The organism is Rhodococcus triatomae (assembly GCF_014217785.1).
In the GTDB taxonomy this organism is placed as follows: domain Bacteria; phylum Actinomycetota; class Actinomycetes; order Mycobacteriales; family Mycobacteriaceae; genus Rhodococcus_F; species Rhodococcus_F triatomae.
Genome location: NZ_CP048814.1, coordinates 1,022,576 through 1,037,839 on the forward strand (window position 1 = coordinate 1,022,576; position 15,264 = coordinate 1,037,839).

The 15,264-nt window shown below is 68.5% G+C and carries 15 protein-coding genes and 1 tRNA gene; 9 read left to right on the forward strand and 7 right to left on the reverse strand.

All coding sequences use genetic code 11. From position 1 onward, the window contains the following. Window positions 1-138 precede the first annotated feature (138 nt). Window positions 139-732, reverse strand: a complete 594-nt coding sequence (locus G4H71_RS04715) for a TetR/AcrR family transcriptional regulator (protein ID WP_072738077.1) — start codon at window positions 730-732, stop codon at window positions 139-141. A 244-nt stretch (window positions 733-976) separates the two neighbouring features. Here G4H71_RS04715 and G4H71_RS04720 point away from each other — a divergent pair. The 5 genes from G4H71_RS04720 to G4H71_RS04740 all read left to right on the forward strand — a co-directional run bounded on the left by G4H71_RS04720 (window position 977) and on the right by G4H71_RS04740 (window position 5,087). After that, window positions 977-1,047, forward strand: a tRNA-Gln gene (locus G4H71_RS04720). Window positions 1,048-1,086: 39 nt separating this feature from the next. Beyond that, window positions 1,087-2,574, forward strand: a complete 1,488-nt coding sequence (gene glmU, locus G4H71_RS04725) for a bifunctional UDP-N-acetylglucosamine diphosphorylase/glucosamine-1-phosphate N-acetyltransferase GlmU (RefSeq protein WP_072737972.1) — start codon at window positions 1,087-1,089, stop codon at window positions 2,572-2,574. Further along, the gene (locus tag G4H71_RS04730) at window positions 2,571-3,551 is read left to right on the forward strand and encodes a ribose-phosphate diphosphokinase (RefSeq protein ID WP_072737973.1); all 981 of its coding nucleotides are present in this window, start codon (window positions 2,571-2,573) and stop codon (window positions 3,549-3,551) included. Before glmU ends, G4H71_RS04730 begins: the two co-directional genes overlap by 4 nt. A gap of 60 nt (window positions 3,552-3,611) precedes the next feature. Further along, window positions 3,612-4,253, forward strand: a complete 642-nt coding sequence (locus G4H71_RS04735; protein ID WP_072737974.1) for a DUF2461 domain-containing protein — start codon at window positions 3,612-3,614, stop codon at window positions 4,251-4,253. A 141-nt stretch (window positions 4,254-4,394) separates the two neighbouring features. Further along, window positions 4,395-5,087, forward strand: coding sequence for a hypothetical protein (locus G4H71_RS04740; protein WP_072737975.1), 693 nt, complete (start codon window positions 4,395-4,397; stop codon window positions 5,085-5,087). A 16-nt stretch (window positions 5,088-5,103) separates the two neighbouring features. Here G4H71_RS04740 and G4H71_RS04745 read toward each other — a convergent pair whose 3' ends face one another. Next, a complete protein-coding gene (locus G4H71_RS04745) occupies window positions 5,104-6,591 on the reverse strand; it encodes an alanine/glycine:cation symporter family protein (protein ID WP_072737976.1) in 1,488 nt (495 codons plus the stop codon). A 233-nt stretch (window positions 6,592-6,824) separates the two neighbouring features. On the opposite strand from G4H71_RS04745, the gene G4H71_RS04750 reads away from it, so the two are divergent. The 4 genes from G4H71_RS04750 to G4H71_RS04765 all read left to right on the forward strand — a co-directional run bounded on the left by G4H71_RS04750 (window position 6,825) and on the right by G4H71_RS04765 (window position 9,454). After that, window positions 6,825-7,700, forward strand: coding sequence for a cyclase family protein (locus G4H71_RS04750; protein WP_072737977.1), 876 nt, complete (start codon window positions 6,825-6,827; stop codon window positions 7,698-7,700). A 90-nt stretch (window positions 7,701-7,790) separates the two neighbouring features. Further along, window positions 7,791-8,207 (forward strand): hypothetical protein, encoded by a 417-nt coding sequence (locus G4H71_RS04755; protein WP_072737978.1) that lies wholly within the window; start codon window positions 7,791-7,793, stop codon window positions 8,205-8,207. Beyond that, window positions 8,204-8,761, forward strand: a complete 558-nt coding sequence (locus G4H71_RS04760; RefSeq protein WP_072737979.1) for a DUF3558 family protein — start codon at window positions 8,204-8,206, stop codon at window positions 8,759-8,761. Before G4H71_RS04755 ends, G4H71_RS04760 begins: the two co-directional genes overlap by 4 nt. Before the next feature lie 141 nt (window positions 8,762-8,902). Further along, the gene (locus G4H71_RS04765) at window positions 8,903-9,454 is read left to right on the forward strand and encodes a DUF3558 family protein (RefSeq protein WP_072737980.1); all 552 of its coding nucleotides are present in this window, start codon (window positions 8,903-8,905) and stop codon (window positions 9,452-9,454) included. A 47-nt stretch (window positions 9,455-9,501) separates the two neighbouring features. On the opposite strand, the gene G4H71_RS04770 is transcribed toward G4H71_RS04765, so the two are convergent. The 5 genes from G4H71_RS04770 to egtA form a co-directional block, all read right to left on the reverse strand. Continuing rightward, window positions 9,502-10,707 carry a PQQ-dependent sugar dehydrogenase gene (locus tag G4H71_RS04770; protein WP_072737981.1) on the reverse strand — a complete coding sequence of 402 codons (1,206 nt, stop codon included), beginning with the start codon at window positions 10,705-10,707 and terminating at the stop codon, window positions 9,502-9,504. Window positions 10,708-10,781: 74 nt separating this feature from the next. Continuing rightward, a complete protein-coding gene (egtD, locus tag G4H71_RS04775) occupies window positions 10,782-11,753 on the reverse strand; it encodes an L-histidine N(alpha)-methyltransferase (protein WP_072737982.1) in 972 nt (323 codons plus the stop codon). Then, window positions 11,750-12,496, reverse strand: coding sequence for an ergothioneine biosynthesis protein EgtC (gene egtC / locus G4H71_RS04780; protein ID WP_072737983.1), 747 nt, complete (start codon window positions 12,494-12,496; stop codon window positions 11,750-11,752). The genes egtD and egtC overlap by 4 nt, the downstream gene beginning before the upstream one ends. Next, the gene (egtB, locus tag G4H71_RS04785; RefSeq protein WP_072738078.1) at window positions 12,496-13,800 is read right to left on the reverse strand and encodes an ergothioneine biosynthesis protein EgtB; all 1,305 of its coding nucleotides are present in this window, start codon (window positions 13,798-13,800) and stop codon (window positions 12,496-12,498) included. The genes egtC and egtB overlap by 1 nt, the downstream gene beginning before the upstream one ends. Next, window positions 13,800-15,032 (reverse strand): ergothioneine biosynthesis glutamate--cysteine ligase EgtA, encoded by a 1,233-nt coding sequence (egtA, locus tag G4H71_RS04790; RefSeq protein WP_072737984.1) that lies wholly within the window; start codon window positions 15,030-15,032, stop codon window positions 13,800-13,802. The genes egtB and egtA overlap by 1 nt, the downstream gene beginning before the upstream one ends. Between the last annotated feature and the right edge of the window lie 232 nt (window positions 15,033-15,264).

The window sequence follows — 15,264 nt, forward strand, 5'->3', positions numbered from 1 at the left end:
GATACGGCAGTACGGATGACGGCGGTACGGACTACGGCGGTGACGGACGGCGACCGGGGACGGTGGCGCGGGACTCGCCCACAACCGGACACAGCCTAGTCGCCACCACCGTCAACCCCACCACCGTCGCCACCGGATTCAGTCGTCACCGAGTTCCGGGTTCGCCTCGAGGTTGGTCAGCCCGTTCCAGCAGAGATTGACGAGGTGGGCGGCCACGACCTCCTTCGACGGAGTGCGCTCGTCGAGCCACCAGGTGGCGGTCGTGGACACCATCCCGACCAGGGCCTGGGCGTACATGGTGGCGAGACCGGGGTCGAATCCGCGCTTGGAGAAATCCGCGGCGAGCAGGTGCGCGACCTGGCTGATGGCCTCGTTGAGCAGGCTCGAATACGTGCCGTCCGGCGCGGCCACCGGGGAATCCCGGACCAGGATCCGGAACCCGTCGGTGTGCTCCTCGACGTAGGAGAGCAGCGCCAGCGCCACCCGCTCGACCCGCACGCGGGACCGATTCTTGGTCAGCGCGTTGGTGACCATCTCGAGCAGCCGGGACATCTCCCGATCGACGACGACCGCGTAGAGCCCTTCCTTGCCGCCGAAGTGCTCGTAGACGACGGGCTTGGACACGCTCGCACGCTGCGCGATCTCCTCGATCGACGCCGCCTCGTAGCCGCGCTCGGCGAACAGGGTCCGGGCGATCTGGATCAACTGCTCGCGACGCTGGGTACCCGTCATCCGCGTGCGCGCGGGCCGGGTCTGCACCGCGGGCCGGGCCAACTGCTCCTCCGGTGACACCACCGTGACTGCCGCTCCTTCCGCGACGCTGCGAGCGGACCTGCCGGGTCCGCGAGTTTCCGCAGGTCGCCACCAGCCTATCGGGCGGACGCGCCGGATTCCGCGAAGCGGTTCGACGGGCGGCGGGTCGGCGTGCGAGTATTTCTCTCGCGCAACCGGGCGTGAGGGCCCGAGAGCGTGGCAATCCGCCGTAGTGTAATGGCAGCACCTCTGATTTTGGTTCAGATAGTTCAGGTTCGAGTCCTGGCGGCGGAGCTGAGAGCAGCACCTCGAGATCGACGCAAAGGGAGCTTCATGCCAGTGCAGACCGCCGTGGTCGTCCTCGCCGCCGGAGCCGGGACACGAATGCGGTCGAAGACCCCCAAAGTGCTGCATCCGCTCGGCGGACGCACGATGCTCGCGCACGCCCTGCACGCCGCAGCCTCGCTGGACCCGGCACACCTGATCGCCGTCGTCGGTCACGACCGTGCCCGGGTCGGTGCCGCCGTCGAAGAGGTCGCCGGTGCGCTGGGGCGCTCCGTCGACGTCGCGGTCCAGGAGGAACAGAACGGCACCGGCCACGCCGTGGGCTGCGGGCTCGAAGCGCTTCCCGCCGACTTCACCGGCACCGTCCTCGTCACCGCCGCAGACGTCCCGCTGCTCGACGGCGACACGCTCACCGCGCTGATCGACGAGCACACCGCCGAGCCGGCCGCCGCCGTCACCGTGCTCACCTCGACCGCCCCGGACCCGACCGGCTACGGACGCATCCTGCGGACCACCGACGGTGAGGTCAACGCGATCGTCGAGGAAGCCGACGCCACCGACTCGCAGCGGTCGATCACCGAGGTCAACTCGGGCGTCTACGCCTTCGACGCGGTGACGCTGCGCGCCGCGTTGTCCGAACTCAGCGCCGACAACGCGCAGGGCGAGCTCTACCTCACCGACGTCATCGCGATCGCCCGTCGGGCGGGGCGCCGGGTCCGCGCCCGGCACATCGAGGACGCGGTGCTGGTCGCCGGGGCGAACGACCGGGTTCAGCTCGCCACCCTCGCCGGCGAGCTGAACCGCCGGATCCTGGAGAAGTGGATGCGTGCGGGTGTGACCGTCGTCGACCCGTCCAGTACCTGGATCGACGTCGACGTCACCCTCGGCCAGGACGTCACCCTGCATCCCGGCACGCAACTGCACGGGCGCACCGTGATCGGCGAGGACGCCCGGATCGGGCCGGACACCACGCTCACCGACGTCGTCGTCGGCCACGGCGCGTCGGTGGTGCGGACCCAGGGCAGCGAGTCGTCGATCGGCGCGGAGGCCTCGGTCGGCCCCTTCTCCTATCTGCGCCCGGGCACGGTGCTGGGGGCGCACGGCAAGATCGGCACCTATGTGGAGACCAAGAACGCGGAGATCGGTGCGCACTCGAAGGTGCCGCATCTCACGTACGTGGGTGACGCCACCATCGGCGACCACAGCAACATCGGCGCCTCGAGCGTCTTCGTCAACTACGACGGCGTGAACAAGTCACGCACCGTTGTGGGTTCACACGTCCGGACCGGCTCCGACACCATGTTCGTGGCCCCGGTCCGGGTCGGTGACGGCGCATACACCGGCGCCGGCACCGTGTTGCGTTTCGACGTCCCCCCGGGGGCGCTCGCCGTCTCCGGCGGCAAGCAGCGCAATATTGAAGGATGGGTGCAGCGAAACCGTCCGGGCACACCGGCGGCTGAGGCAGCATCGAATGCACGAGCATCCGGCCCGGATGCAGATCCCCATGAAGAACAAAAGGATGGCAACCAGCAGTGACCGCGAACTGGATCGACAACCAGAAGAACCTCATGCTCTTCGCAGGTCGCGCCCATCCGGAGCTGGCTGAGCAGGTGGCGAAGGAACTCGACGTGCGGATCACCCCGCAGACCGCGCGGGACTTCGCGAACGGCGAGACCTTCGTCCGTTTCGAGGAGTCGGTGCGCGGCTGCGACGCCTTCGTGCTGCAGAGCCACCCCGCCCCGCTCAACGAGTGGGTGATGGAACAGCTCATCATGATCGACGCGCTCAAGCGCGGATCCGCCAAGCGCATCACGGCGATCCTCCCGTTCTACCCGTACGCCCGTCAGGACAAGAAGCACCGTGGCCGCGAGCCCATCTCGGCCCGGCTCATCGCGGACCTGCTCAAGACGGCGGGCGCGGACCGGATCATCACGGTCGACCTGCACACCGACCAGATCCAGGGCTTCTTCGACGGCCCGGTCGACCACATGCACGCGCAGGGCCAGCTCGCCGAGTACATCCGCGAGCACTACGGCACCGAGAATATCGCCGTCGTCTCCCCCGACTCGGGTCGCGTCCGCGTCGCCGAGAAGTGGGCGGACACCCTCGGTGGCGCCCCGCTGGCGTTCATCCACAAGACCCGCGACCCGCTGGTGCCCAACCAGGTCAAGTCCAACCGCGTCGTCGGCGATGTCGAGGGCCGAACCTGCATCCTCATCGACGACATGATCGACACCGGCGGCACCATCGCCGGCGCCGTGAAGATCCTGAAGGAGGCCGGGGCCGGCGACGTCATCATCGCGGCAACCCACGGCGTCCTCTCGGATCCGGCCCGCGACCGCCTCGCCGAGTGCGGTGCCCGCGAGGTCATCGTCACCAACACGCTGCCGATCGACGACTCGAAGCAGTTCCCGACGCTGACGGTGCTCTCGATCGCGCCGCTGCTCGCACGCACCATCAAGGAAGTGTTCGAGAACGGTTCCGTCACCTCGCTGTTCAACGGCAACGCCTGAGCCGATGCGGGACGGGGCGCGACGCTGCGCGCTCCGTCCCGCATCTGCTTCGATGGACCCATGAGCGCGTTCACGGGCATCCCGGTCGCCGCACTCGACTTCTACGAGGACCTCGAGGCGGACAACAGCAAGAGCTTCTGGGCGGCGCACCGGTCCGTCTACGACGACGCGGTACGGGCTCCGATGACGGCACTGCTCGCGGAGTTGGAGCCGGAGTTCGGCGACGGCAAGCTGTTCCGCCCCCACCGCGACGTGCGCTTCGCCAAGGACAAGTCTCCCTACAAGACCCACCAGGGTCTGTTCGTGGAATCGTATTCGGGCGCCGGGTACTACGCGCAGATCGATGCCGCCGGGCTACTCGTTGCCGGCGGCTTCTACGCGTCGACCCCTGCGCAACTCGCGCGGTATCGAGCCGCGGTGGACGACGAGCGGCGCGGACGGCAGCTCGCCCGCATCGTCGGCAGGGTGCGCTCGACGGGCTTCGAGATCGGCGGCGACCGACTGAAGACGCGGCCCCGCGGGGTGGCCGACGACCATCCCCGGCTGGATCTGCTCCGCCATCGATCGCTCACCGCGAGCATCCGCCACGTCTCCCCGGACTGGCTCGCGACGCCCGAGGCCGCGACGCAGATCCGTCGGTCGTGGCGCGCGATGCGCCCCCTCGTGGAGTGGCTCACCACTGCGGTGGACTCCACTGAATGAGACCTACCGGTACGTCAAACGCCGTGTAGCACAAGACTTTGCACCGTACATCCCCCGATGCCGATGATCTGCGTCACGTGGTTGCGGAAGAAATTACCCCGGTGTGAGGCGCCGAATTCGCGTCCCTTACTGTGGCTGCTCGTGATCGACGCGCACACGCTTCCCGGTTCCACTGACATCGATACCATCCGCAACATCCGCCGTTGGACTCCCGGAGCCTGTGTGTGGTGCGGGAACGACGACTCCGTGGAGATGTACCGGAACGAACCGCGCTGCGCGACCTGCCGGACTCACGAGGAAGTCATCGACGAGGCCCGCAAGTTCCTCGGGATGTACGGCCTTCGCCCCCTCGGCGGCACCCTGCAGTCCGAGGACGACGAGGAGTACGAGCACCGCCTCGGCGCCCGCGATGCGCGCCGGGCGCTCAACGAGATTCGGCTCACGGAGCTCCCCGACCCCGCCGCCGTGCGCAAGGCTCTGCGGCCGCGTGCCGCCGGTGTCGTCGAACACCGCGACAGCGGAGTCTCCGCGGGCGCAGGCGTCGCAGCCCCCACGCCGCCGCCCGCTGCCGCGACGAGCCGCCCGAAGGCTGCGCGCCCCTCGACCCCCGCTCCGTCGCCGGTCCGCACCGACGCCGTCGACGTCGCCGCTCTCGAGGCGCGGGTAACCGGCCTGCTCGATCAGATGGGTGCCATCGACGCCCAGATCGCCCTCGTCGGCGACGCTTCCGGACTGGCGGCCAAGGCCCGCCTGAAGAATCTCGAGAACCAGAAGGCCACGATTCTGCGCACGCTCGCCGCGCTCGAGAAGGCCCGGATCGCCGCCTCCCGCTGACGGCGATCCGGCCCCCTCAGATCACACGGTCTCGCGTGCGCTCCTCCGCACGCCTCTCCCAGAACGTCGCGTTTCGGATGCCGAGCGCGACAGGGTCGAACTGCGGGTCCAGGCCCGCTCGCTTCTGCCGCTCGTAGTCACGCAGAGCCAGAAGCGCGGGCTTCTGCAGAATGAAGATCGCAATGATGTTCAGCCACGCCATCACACCGACTCCGATGTCACCGAGTGTCCACGCGACACCGGCCGTCGACACCGCCCCGTAGGCGACCGCGACAAGGAAGAACAGCTGCAGGAACCGGGTGGCGACCGGAAGGACGCCGGGCCGACTCACGTCGCGCAGCAGGTAGTTGATGTTGGTCTCCGCCATGTAGTAGTAGGCGACCACGGTGGTGAAGGCGAAGAACGTGAGCGAGATCGCGATGAAGCTGGCGCCCGCTCCCGACCAGAGTGTGTCGAATGCCGCCTGCGCGAACGCCGGGCCGGCTTCGACCTGTGCGCCGGCGAACCCGTCGTGAAGGACTTCGCCGTCGCTGCCACCCCCGCCCCACACCTTGTACATGCCGGTCGAGAGGATGAGGAACGCGGTGGCGGAGCACACGAAGAGGGTGTCGATGTAGACGGAGAACGCCTGGACCAGACCCTGTTTGGCAGGATGCGACACCTCGGCGGCCGCCGCCGCGTGCGGGCCGGTGCCCTGCCCGGCCTCGTTGCTGTAGATCCCGCGTTTGACACCCCATTCGATCGCCAGGCCCACGACCGCACCGAAGCCTGCATCCAGGCCCCAGGCACTGGACAGGATCAACCGCAGGACGTCCGGGATCGCGGAGGCGTTGACCAGGACCACGACGAGCGCGAGCCCGATGTAGACGACCGCCATGAACGGGACGACGACGCCCGCGAACGCCGCGATCCGCTTGACCCCGCCGACCACGATGAAGGACAGCGCGATCACGACCGCGATGGCGACACTCCACTCGGGAAGCCCCCACGCGGTGTTCATCGACGCGGCGATGCCGTTGGCCTGGATGCCGGGCAGCAGCACCCCGGTCGCCACGACCGTGACGGCGGCGAACAACAGCGCGTACCAGCGCTGGCCCATGCACTTCTCGATGTAGTAGGCCGGGCCTCCCCGATAGTGGCCCTGGTGGTCCTTCTCCTTGAACATCTGGCCGAGGGTGCTCTCCACGAACGACGTCGACGCCCCGAGGAACGCGACCATCCACATCCAGAAGACCGCGCCCGGGCCGCCGAAGGCGATCGCCGTGGCCACGCCCGCGATGTTGCCGGTGCCGACGCGTCCCGCCAGCGACATCGACAGCGCCTGGAACGACGAGACACCGGCGTCGGACTTTCCCGGATGGAACATCAGCCGCACCATGTCGCCGACGGCGCGGAGCTGGACGACGCGGGTGCGGATGGTGAAGTACAGGCCTGCCGCGAGACAGAGGTAGACGAGTGCGGGACTCCACACCCAGCTGTTGATCGTTTCGAGCACGTCGGTCACGGTGCGGGTTCCCCGTTTCTCGTTCTGGACATCCCTGGTGAGGAATGCCGCCGCGTGGTCGCGACCGGGAAACGATACGACCGTCTTGTTACCGCGAGGTATCCGGGTGCTCCGAGTGCGCGCCGGGGCCGGTTTCGCCGCAGGTTTTCGACGATTCGCCTACATTGAGGCGCGCGGCTCGGCGCTGTGGCGGGGCGTGACAGCGGACAACCAGAGGCTCGGAGGAACCGTCCATGTGCTCACCCCACCTCATGCACCACGTGTACGAGGCGTTCGGACGGCGGCGACTGAGCAGGCGATCGGTACTCGGAGCCGTCGGCGCCGCCGCGCTCGGCGCGACGATGCTGCCCGCGATGGCCACCCGTGCCGCGGCCGCACCGGGTGACGGCCGCTCGATCGTGGATCTCTCGCACGTCCTGTCCCCGAGCTTTCCGGTGTGGCCGGGAAGTCGCCCGTTCGAGATGCGCACACTCTCGTCGATCTCCGGCGGGACCGGCTCGCTCGGATCGATCGGCATCCCCACCGGGGTCTTCTACACGGCCGAACTGCGGCTCGAAGAGCACACGGGCACCCACGTCGATGCCCCCGCGCATGCCGATGCCGGCGGGGTCACCGTCGAGAGGATCCCGCCCGAGGACCTGGTGGCGCCGCTCGTCGTCGTCGACATAGCCGCGAAAGCCCACGCCGACAACGACGCGCTGCTCACGCGGCAGGACGTCCAGGAGTGGGAAGCCGCGCACGGGGAGATCCCGCGCCGGGCGCTGGTCGCGATGCACTCGGGCTGGCAGGCCCGGCTCGGACAGCCCGGCGCGTTCACCAATCAGGACCGGCTCGGGGTGCAGCACACACCGGGCTTCGACGCCGAAGCGGTGGAGTACCTGATTCGCGAGCGCGACATCGTGGCCCTCGGGTCGGACACGCTCAGCATCGATGCCGGCAACAGCACCGACTACGGAGCGCACCTCGCGGCGCTGGGTGCCGGGCGCTACGCCGTCGAGGTGCTCGCGAACCTCGACCGGCTCCCTCCCGTCGGCGCCTCCGTCGTCGTCGGTGCGCCGACCCATGCGGGCGGGTCCGGTGGGCCTGCCCGGGTGCTGGCGTTCGTGTAGTCGCCGACCCGGCCCCTGCTGGTATGGTGCGCGCCGGGGAGTTCGGCCGACGTGCAGCGGCCGTCAGCCGTACAGGGAGGGAGCACAACCATGAGCGGAAGCGACGCACCCGCGCCGGGGAGCTGGCAGGCATTTTCCGCCGCAGCCATCGGCAGCGGCCAACTCAGCCTCGACCCGGACAAGATGCGCGAGTGCATCAACTACTGCAACGACTACGTTGAAGACCTCCAACAGTTGCAGAACCGAGCAAGCCGCGAGCTGTACTACGAAACCCTCGGAATCGGTGAAGCAGACATCGAGACCTCGAGGCTGATCGTGCAGAAATTCCAGCACAAGGCCCGCGGGGGCGGCCAAATCGCCGACGAGAGCTCCGCCGTCGGCTACCTCCAAGCGCACATCGACTACGCGCTCGATCTTCGCGATTCGCTCCAGGCAGTACTCGACGCCTACCTCACCACCGATGCCCAGTCCGCCGACGGCTACCACTCGATCGGAACCAACCAGTGACCCACCCCCGCACCCTCGCCGCCGTCGGCGCACTCGGCCTCCTCACCGTCACGACACTCACCGCCTGCGGCAGCGACACCGACTCGCCCACCGCCACAACCACCAGCGCGGCACCGATCCCGATCACCTACCACCCCTGCGACGACCTCTCCTTCGACGCACTCGAAGAAGTGGGCTTCTCCGTGAGAAGCCCCGACCGCACCGACCGCCAGAACCCGATCTCCCACGAATGCACCTTCGCCCACCGCAACCCCGGCTACGGCGCCACCTTCGCCGCGATGGGCAAGACCTTCGACGACGTCGTCGCCGACGAACGCCTCGACGAACACACACGCATCCAGATCAACGGCCGCGACGTATCCATCGCCGACTTCACCGTCGGCTCCGACTGCCTCGCCACCATGGACATCGAACCCGGCGTCCTCCAACTCTCCGTCACCTACTCCCCCACCGCCAATCGCCCCGACGAATCCGTGACCACCATCGAACAGGCCTGCAGCGAAGCCGAACGCATCCTCACCGCACTCGCACCCCACCTCCCCGACCGGCTCTAGCCCGCACGAACACCGACGGCGCCCCGAAGCCGCGGACATACTGCACACCGCGCCCTCGAACCTTCGAGAGCACGGTGCACACAACGTCCGCGGATCGCGAACCTACGACCTCAGCGGCTACCACTCGATCGGAATCAACCAGTGACCCACTCGCGCTCCATCGCCGTCTTCGGCGCACTCGGCTTCCTCACCGCGGCCACAATCACATCCTGCAGCGGAGACGACGCGACACCTCCGACCGCCACCAGCGCGGCACCGATCCCGATCACCTACCACCCCTGCGACGACCTCTCCTTCGACGCACTCGCACAGGTCGGGTTCGACCTCGAGCACGACCGCACCGACCGACCGAACCCGATCTCACACGAGTGCACCTTCGCCCACATCCACCCCGGCTACGGTGCCACCTTCGCCGCGATGGGTAAGACCTTCGACGACGTCGTGGCCGACGAGCGCCTCGAAGAAAAGAAGCGCATCCAGATCAACGGACGTGACGTGTCCATCGCCGACTTCACCGTCGGCTCCAACTGCTTCGCCTCCATGGACATCGAACCCGGCGTCTTCCAGTTCTCCGTCACCTACTCCCCCACTGCCAATCGCCCCGACGAATCCGTGACCACCATCGAGCAGGCCTGCGGCGAAGCCGAACGCGTCCTCACCGCACTCGCGCCCCACCTCCCCGACCGACTCTGATCCACCGACGGCAGCCGCATGTCTCGGCAACCGCGCCGGGCGGGTCGTCACCCCTGAGGCACCACCCGCAGGACCTGGTCGGTGTCGCCGTTGTCGGTGGTGATCAACAGCGACCCGTCCGGTGCCGGGGTCACCGACCGGATGCGGCCGAACTCGTTCTTCAACCCGTCCGCCCGGGCCACGGTGGTCTGACCGTCCTCGGACAGGCGCAGGAACAGCAACTGCCTGCTCTTCTGGCCGCCGATCACCAGTGCACCGTCCCAGTCGCCCCACTGGTCTCCGGTGACGAACGTTCCGCTCGCGGTCGCCAGTGTCGGTGATCCACTGCTCCACACGGCACCGATCGCGCCGGGGACGCGGATCGGATCGGTCATCGGTACCGACTCGTCGTAGATCCCGGGAATCCGGTCCGGCCGGTACCCGTAGTTGCCGCCCGGAACCAGGAGATTGACCTCGTCGTCGACGTTGGTGCCCTGCTCGATTCCGTACAGCCGCCCGGTCCCCGGCTGCACCGCCAGCCCCTGCACGTTGCGGTGCCCGAGGGAGTACACGACACTCGCCGGGTCGGGGTTGCCCGCCGCGGGCGTTCCGTCGGGATTGACGTGTAACACCTTGCCGCCCAGGGACGCTGGGTCCTGCGGTGCCAGCGGCTGCGCCGCGTCACCGGTGCCGACGAACAGTGAACCGTCCTCGGACACGAGGATCCGGCAGCCGCCGTGACGACCGTTGCTCACCGGCATGCCCGACACCACCGTGTCGCCCTTGGTGAGCTGCGTCCACCCCGAGTCCACGGTCCAGGACACCACCCGTACGTCCGTCACGCCGCCACCCTGGAACCCCTGGCACGTGTAGAGAGTGCGCGACGACGAGAAGTCGCGGGCGAGGGCGATGCCCATCAGCCCGGTCTCCGACTGCGCGAACAGGTCGGTGAGGTCCGCGGCCACCGGGCCCGTGGAGCCGTCGGCCCGGCGCACCACGAAGCCACCCGATCGCTGGCCCGTGAGAATCGCCCCGTCCGGCGCCTGCACGACATCCCAGGGATGATCGAGCCCTTCGAGTACCGGCGTCGCCACCAGTGCGGGAAGTGGCTCGACGGGCGGCTGCTCACCACCGTCGAGGCTGCCGGTGCCCAGACTCCCGGTACCGAGGCTGCCGGTGTCGATCGGAATCGGTTCCGCACAGGCCTGGGCGGACGACAGTCCGAGCGCGGCCACCGCCGCAACGACGACGGACACGAGATGGGTTCGACGCACTTCACACACTCCTCGGAGATACGGGATTCGAGAACACGTACACGGTCAGTTCTTTCAGGTCGGCGGCACTCGGGTCAGCGACGGGCGGCGCAGATGAGGGCGAATCGATCCTCCTCGTCGGTCCAGGTCCGGTCGACGACGAATCCCGCACGATCGAGTTCGTCACGGATGCCGGGAACCGTGAACTTGGCGGAGATCTCGGTACGGATCTGTTCACCGGCCCCGAAACGGACCGTGAGCCCGAGGTCGGCCACCTCCACGGTCACCTCGCGCTCGGCTTCGAGCCGCATCTCGATCCACTCGTTCTCCGCATCCCACAGCGCCACGTGCCGGAAGTTCTCGACCGGGAAGTTCGCTCCCAGTCGGTTGTTCAGTACCCGGAGCACGTTGCGGTTGAACTCCGCGGTGACCCCCGCGGCGTCGTCGTAGGCGGGAACGAGGACCCCGGGGTCGGTGACCAGACCGACCCCCAGCAACAGGTGTTCGCCCGGATGGAGCACATCGGCGATACCGGCGAGGAACTCGGCCCGTTCGGCAGGCACGAGATTACCGAGTGTGCCGCCGAGAAAGACGATCATGCGTCGATCGCCGGCCGGAAGGTGGTGCAGGGAATCGGTGAAGTCGCTGACAACGCCGTGCACTTCCACGCCGGGGTACTCGGCACTGATCTGGGTCGCGGCGCCCTCGAGCGCGGTGATCGAGACGTCCTGGGGTACGTACGTGCGTACGGTGCCGGCCCGGGTCGCCGCGTCGAGAAGCAGCCTGGTCTTCTCCGACGATCCCGAGCCCAGCTCCACGATGACCGACGGCGTTGCCGTTTCGATGATCTCGTCCGAGAACTGTTGCAGCAATGCACGTTCGGTCCTGGTCGGGTAGTACTCGGGCAACCGGGTGATCTCCTCGAACAGTTCGCTGCCCCGCGCATCGTAGAACCACTTGGGGGCGAGCCATTTCGGGTCCGATGTCAGACCGACACGCACGTCCTCGCGAAGCGATTCCAGCAGCTGGTCCGGCCGGAGGTGGATCTCCAGCGTCGGCGTTCTCATGGGTCTCCCATCTCGAGCGGGGTGAGGATCAGATGACCGGGACGCGCACCGACCAGATGCCGGTCCGGTACCGGCTGCCACCCGTCGGAGTCGTCGAGGGGTTCGGAGGCGATCAGCGCCGACGTGTCGTCGACACGCGCGTACAGTGCGTGGTCCCAGGCGGTGGCCCAGAGTTCGTCCCCGCCGGACAGCAGCAGATTGAGCCGCGAGCCGGGCGCCTCCCGCGCCACGGTCGTCACCAACGCGGTCACCGCGGCTTCCGGCGTCTGGACGCCGAGTGCGTGCCGCAGCAGTTGCCAGAGCGTGGCGGAGTCGGTCGGTGATTCGAGCCGGAGCAGATCGGCAACCGGAAGCTCCGAGGCGAGCGGAGCCAGCGTGTCGGGCCATCCGCGCACCACCCCGTTGTGACTGAATGCCCAGCCGTCCCCGACGAACGGCGCGGTCGCGCTGCGCTCGACGGGCATGCCCTCGGTGGCCGAACGCACGGCCGCGACGATCGACCCGCTCGCGACATCGGCGAGTACCTCCGGCACGGCCGGATCGGACCAGAGGGGTTGGGCGCTGCGGTACCGCGACCACCGGCCGGACGACCGCCAGGCCACCCCGAAGCCGTCGGCGTTGATCGTTCCCCCACCGCGCATCTCCTTCGGTGCCCAGGACTGACGTACCAGCGAGTGGGTTCCGGCACCGAGCATCTCGCCCACGGACACGGGTGGGCCCACATAGCCGAGATGACGGCACATCAGGCCTGCTCGCCCTGCACGTCACGGGCACATCGGAAGCCGGAGAAGATCTGTCGCCGGATCGGATGATCCCAGTTCCGGAAGGTGCCGCGGCAGGCCACCGCGTCCGTTCCGAACGAGCCGCCGCGGAGCACCTTGTAGTCGCCGCCGAAGAACACGTCCGAGTACTCCCGATACGGAAAGGCCGAGAAGCCCGGATACGGCAGGAAATCCGAGGAAGTCCATTCCCACACGTCGCCGATCAGCTGGTGCACTCCCAGACCGGACGCGCCGGCCGGGTACGCGCCGGCCACCGCCGGCCCCAGGTGACGCTGCCCGAGATTGGCGCGGGTGTCGTCCGGATCCTCGTCGCCCCACGGGTACCGCCGCGAGCGACCGCTCCGCGGATCCCAGCGCGCAGCCTTCTCCCACTCCGATTCGGTCGGGAGCCGTTTCCCGGCCCACCGGGCGAACGCCTCGGCTTCGAAGTACGACACGTGTACCACCGGCTCACGCAAACGCACCGGCTCCATCGTTCCGAAACGGCGCCGCCACCAAGATTTTCCGTCCCATTCCCAGAACTGCGGCGCCGCCAGCTCGGCCTCGCGCCGATGCGACCATCCTCGCTCGCTCCACAGCTCCCGCCGCTCGTAGCCGCCGTCGTCCATGAAGGCCAGATACCGCTCGTTGGTAACCGGGAAGGTGTCGATCCCGAAGGACGGGACGTCGACGGCATGGGCTGGACGCTCGTTGTCGAGCGCCCAGGGCTCCACCGACGTCCCCATCACGAACTCACCGCCGGGGACGACGACCTCCGTATCGATTTCGGGGGTTCCGCCGAGGTCCGGCGTCTCGGGCGCCACGAGAACCGCATCGCCGGAACGCAACTGATGGGTCGCCAGCATGGTCTCGTCGTGCTGCTGTTCGTGTTGGGCGATCATCCCGAAGGCGAAGCCGTTCTCGGCGAGTGGGCTGCCCGCGAGGGGATGCCCGTCGAGGACGTCCCACACCTTCTCGCGCACCGTCCGTACGTATGCACGGGCCTGCGCAGGGTCCATCAGGGGCAGCTGCGGCCGCGTCGAACGCGGATGCTCGAACGCGTCGTACAGCGCGTCGATGTCGACACGTACCGGTTCGCGGCCGCCCACGTCACGCACCAGCCACAGCTCTTCCTGGTTGCCGATGTGCGCGAGATCCCAGACCAGCGGACTCATCAGTGGCGAGTGCTGAGCGACGAGGTCGCCGTCGTCCACGCTGTCGGTGAGCAGTCGGCTGCGTTCGCGGGCGCGGGTGAGCACGCTCTCGATCAGTGCACGAGTGACCATCAGTCGCCCTCGCCCGGCGCCAGCCCGCGGCAGCATCTCGCGGCGGCGTCGTCGAGCAGCCGCACGAACTCCGGGTCCGGCGAGTACGACGCGGCGAGTGACAGCAGAGCCGTTGCCGCCGAGCGTAATTCGAGATCGGCGAGACCGAACTCGGCGGCGTCGGTCCATCGCCCGGCAGTGGTACGCGCGGCGTCCCACGCCTCGACCATCGCTCCCGGGCCGGACAGCAGCGCCTCGAATGCCGCGAGCGGAACCTGCCACAGGGCGTCCGGCTGGGCGTCGAGGTAGCGCACCTCCAGATGGCCGGTGGCACGCACCGGAGGAAACAGCGTGCTGAGGTGATAGTCGAGATCGGCTTGTGTGGGTCCCCGACCGATCACGGAGTCCAGCCCACCGTCGATCCAGTCCCCGAACGAGGCTCCGTAGGGAGCCTGCCAGTCCTCGGTGCCGTCGCACCGCACGCACAGCAGTGGGACGTCGAGGGCCCACCGCGGATAGTCGCGGCTGTGCGCGGTGCCGCAGGTCCGTGCCGTGTCGAGTTCGAGCCAGGTACGCATCCGCTGAGATACCCAGTTCCCCTTGGGTATTCCGTCCAGCGACGGCGAGCAGGCGAATGCCGCGATCATGGCGGGGCCGACCGCATGGAGCAGCGCCCACCTCCGCTGCACCGCGTCCGCGTCGGCTCCGGCGTCGACGCTCACCTGCGTCGCCGCAGTACTGCACATCATGAGCTTGCCGTACGGGCCGATCCGCTCGAACCGGCCCTCCATGGCGCGATACCGGGGCGCCTCGAGACTGCGCTCCGCTGGTCGGCGCGAGTCCGCGGCCTCCGCCCGCAGTCGGATCCCGCGGGAGCCGAGCAGATCGGAGAGCGTGCGATGGTCCTCGACCAGGTCGTCGCACAGCTCCCTGGCCGAATTGCAGGGCTCACTGGACAGCTCGATCTGCCCACCCGGTTCGATCGTGACCCGGCTGCCGCCGGGCAGCGGTTCCGCGGGCGACCAGGGGTCGATCACGGGAGGCGCGTGCCGGCCGAGCGCGGCGGCCACGGCCGCGAGATCGGGCCGCTCGCCCCCGGGACACTCGGTGAGCCATTCGAGTTCCGCCCCGATCAGCCGTGGAGGTCCCAGCTTGAAGCAGACGCCGCCGACATATGCCTCCGCCGCGGGGCGCGACGTCACCCGCGGGCTCTCGACGGACGGACTCTCGACGGATGTGGTTGCCGTAGCCATATCGACCTCCCCGGTCGGTGCCGCGTGGACATCGCCATCGACAGTAGAGCGCTGTGGCCGCATCCGCACAGGTACCGCGAATTCGCTCGAACATTCCTCGAAAACAGCAGGTGAACGACACAATTCCCCACCTGGACGACCGTCTGAGTGGCGGACTGTCCCCCTTGTCCGGTAGAACAGTCATCGAGCCGGTGTGACCTGGCTCACGACACCACCGGCAGTGGCCGCCCTG